Origin of the sequence: Xanthobacter autotrophicus (genome assembly GCF_029991245.1) — a bacterium.
Lineage (GTDB): Bacteria > Pseudomonadota > Alphaproteobacteria > Rhizobiales > Xanthobacteraceae > Xanthobacter > Xanthobacter autotrophicus_C.
This window is the reverse complement of sequence record NZ_JAIVFO010000239.1, coordinates 1-3,636: the sequence shown is the minus strand read 5'-3', so window position 1 is coordinate 3,636 and position 3,636 is coordinate 1. Positions and strand designations below refer to the sequence as shown.

At 68.0% G+C, this 3,636-nt stretch carries 2 protein-coding genes; both read left to right on the top strand.

Annotation, left to right across the window (positions count from 1 at the left end; genetic code table 11):
• The first annotated feature begins 155 nt into the window (after positions 1-155).
• On the top strand, positions 156-1,940 hold the full coding sequence (locus K9U41_RS22180) for a glucan ABC transporter ATP-binding protein/ permease (protein WP_282643011.1): 1,785 nt from the start codon (positions 156-158) through the stop codon (positions 1,938-1,940).
• A gap of 321 nt (positions 1,941-2,261) precedes the next feature.
• Positions 2,262-3,636, top strand: a 1,375-nt coding sequence (locus tag K9U41_RS22175) for a D-alanyl-D-alanine carboxypeptidase family protein (protein WP_282643010.1), incomplete at its 3' end; no start/stop codon positions are given.

Sequence of the window (3,636 nt, the reverse complement as noted above, 5' to 3'; positions counted from 1 at the left end):
CCCCCGCAAGCGGGAGAGGGTTCCACAGCGCGCCCGGTTGCAGCAAACAGGCATTGGAACCGAGGAGCCTCCCACCCCCGCTTTGATCCACCCCCTTGCGCCCGCGCCCGCGCTTCGCTCTTGTGGCGGCACACCGGCACGGGAAGCCCGCGACCATGAGCCTTTTTCGCGTCTATGCCCGTACCATCGGCCTGTTGGGACCAGAAGCCCGGCTTGGCGCGGTGCTGGTGGTCTCGAACCTGATGCTGGCCATCGCCCAGTTCGCCGAGCCGATCCTGTTCGGCCGCATCGTGGATACCCTGGCCGCCACCAAGGCCGACAGCCGCCTGCCCACCTTCGACGACCTCACCCCCCTGCTCGCCGCCTGGGTGGGCTTCGGACTGTTCAACATCGGCGCCGGCGTGCTGATTTCGCTGCACGCGGACCGCCTCTCCCATCGCCGCCGCCTCGGCATCCTCACGCAATATTTCGAGCATGTGCTGCAATTGCCGCTCAGCTTCCACGGCGAGACCCATTCCGGCCGCCTGCTGAAGGTGATGCTGGAGGGCGTGGATTCCCTGTGGGGCCTGTGGCTCTCCTTCTTCCGGCAGGATTGCGCCGCCATCATCTCGCTGGTGGTGCTGGTGCCGGTGGGTATCTGGATCAACTGGCGGCTGGGCCTGGTGCTGATCGTGCTGATGGCGGTGTTCGGCATCGTCACCGGCTATGTCATCCGCCGCACCGAGGCCATGCAGCGGGAGGTGGAGGAATATAATTCCGACCTCGCCGAGCAGACCTCCGACGCCCTGGGCAACGTGGCCGTGATCCAGAGCTACACCCGCACCGAGGCCGAGGTCTCCGGCCTGAAGGCCACGGTGAACCGGGTGCTGGCGGTGCAGATCCCGGTGCTGTCGTGGTGGGCCCTGGTGTCCATGGCCACCAAGGCGGCGACCACGCTGACCATCCTCGCCATCCTGCTCATCGGCACCTGGCTGTATCTCCACAACATGGCCGCCATCGGCGACATCGTCACCTATGTGGCCTTCGCCAACATGCTCATCGGCCGGCTCGACCACACGGTGAGCTTCTTCAACCAGCTGATGATGTCGGCCCCGCAGCTCGCCCAGTTCTTCGAGGTGCTGGACACGGTGGGCTCGGTGCGCGACCGGCCGGGGGCGAAACCCCTGCCGCAGGTGGCCGGCGACGTGGTGTTCGACGACGTCTCCTTCTCCTACGACGGCAAGCGCACCGCGGTGGAGGACGTTTCCTTCCATGCGGCGCCGGGCCAGACCTTCGCCTTCGTGGGCACCACGGGAGCGGGCAAGTCCACCGCGCTGGCGCTGCTGCACCGGGTGTTCGACCCGCAGTCGGGGTCGATCCGCATCGACGGGGTGGACATCCGCGACGCGACGCTCTCCTCCCTGCGCCATGCCATCGGCGTGGTGTTCCAGGAGCCGCTTTTGTTCAACCGCTCCATCGAGGACAATTTGCGGGTCGGCAAGCCCGACGCCACCGAGGCCGAGATGCGCGAGGCGCTGTCCCGCGCCCAGGCGCTGGAGCTGGTGGAACGCAATCCCCTCGGCCTCAAGGCGGTGGTGGGCGAGCGCGGCCGGGCGCTGTCCGGCGGCGAGCGCCAGCGCCTGTCCATCGCCCGCGCCCTGCTGAAGAACCCGCCCATCCTCATCCTCGACGAGGCCACCAGCGCGCTGGACGCCGCCACGGAAGTGAAGGTGCAGGCCGCTTTGGACGAGGTGATGAAGGACCGCACCACCCTGGTCATCGCCCATCGCCTGGCCACCGTGCGCAATGCCGACCGTATCCTGGTATTCGAGCGCGGCTGCGTGGTGGAGGCCGGCACCTTCGATGAGCTGGTGCATCTCGGCGGCCGGTTCGCCGCCCTCGCCCGTGCCCAGTTCATGACCGGCGGGGCAGATATGGTGCATCCCATCGTGGAAACGTAACCGGATGGAAAGGTTTTCAGGATCGCAATTCCGGCATTTCCCGGACTGGGGCAAGAATGTGGCAAACAGATCCTGCCCCTTGGCGCCAATGCTTGCCTTCTGCCGCCCTGTTGCGCCTTTCCCGGCGGGGAGAAAGCGGGTAATGAAGAAACTATACGGTGACGAGCTATTCTGACTGACACGGGAGTTGAGCGGTTGGCGCGCACGAAATCCAGTCCCGTCGCCCGGGCGACTTCCATCCTTGGAACGTGGCTTGGAATTTGCCGTGGAACCTGCCTCGGTCTCGCCGCTGCGGTGCCGGGCTTCGCCCTCGCAGGTGCCTTGCTCGCAGGTTCCGCCCAGGCCAATCCGGTGCTGCTGGTGGAGGCCGACACCGGCCGGGTGCTGGACCAGAAGGAAGCCGGGCGGCCATGGCATCCCGCTTCCGTCACCAAGCTGATGACCGTCTACGTGGCGCTCAACGCGGTGAAGAACGGCCGCCTCACCCTGGACACGCCTCTCACCGTCTCGGCGGCCGCGGCCTCCCAGCAGCCCTCCAAGATGGGCTTCAGGCCGGGCACCGTGGTCACCCTCGACAACGCCATGAAGATGGTGCTGGTGAAGTCGGCCAACGACATGGCCTGGGTGGTGGGCGAAGGCGTGGCCGGCTCCATGCCCGCCTTCGTGGCGGAGATGAACACCACCGCCGCCCATCTGGGCATGAGCGGCACCCATTTCGAGAATCCCAACGGCCTGCCGGACCCGGACCAGATCACCACCGCCCGTGATCTCGCCATCCTGGCGCGGGCCATCATCTATCATTTCCCCGAGCATGAGGCCCTGTTCCGCATCCCGGCCATCAAGATCGGCAAGGCGGTGCTGCGCAACTACAACCGCCTGATCGACCGCTATCCCGGTGCCGACGGCATGAAGACCGGCTTCGTCTGCGGCTCCGGCTACAATCTGGTCGCCACCGCCACCCGCGGCAACAAGCGCCTCATCGCCGTGGTGCTGGGCGCCCGCTCGGGCACCGCCCGCACCGAGCAGGCGGCGCTGCTGTTCGAGAAGGGCTTCCAGTCGTCCTGGGGCGTGTTCGGGGCGGCGCAGCCGCTTTTGTCCAACATCTCCAACACCGGCGGCCCGGCCTACGACATGAAGCCCGAGGTGTGCGGCGGCAAGCGCGCCGTGACCGCGTCCGAGGCCGACGACGAGCCCGAGAGCAGCAGCAGCGGCGGCTTCGCCTTCGCCGCGCCGGTGCTGCCCAAGTCCGGCGCCGAGCTGCTGCAGACCCTGCCGCCCTCCATGCCGCCGGTGGTGGTCTATGTGGGCACCCGCGGCGCGCCGCAGGACCTCGCCACGGCCTATCCCGAGGACGAGAAGCCGAAGAAGAAGCCCGGCGCCAAGGATACCAAGCAGGCCAAGGCGTCCGCCGGCAGCGAGAGCGCCTCGGCCGAAAGCGGCGACAGCGCGAAACCTGCGGCCAAGCCGAAGCCCAAGACCGCTGCCAGCAAGCCCGCGACCGCGACCGCCAGCGCCGCTGACGAGCCCAAGGCGGCGGCCAAGCCCAAGGACGGCAAGGCCACGAGCACCACCGCCTCCAGCGATAAGCCCGCGAGCGGCACCGCCCAGAAGAAGCAGGTGCAGCCCCAGGCGCCGGTGACCGCGGGCTCGGTGCCCGCGCCGAAGCCCAAGCCCAAGCCGAAGCCCGCCGAAACCC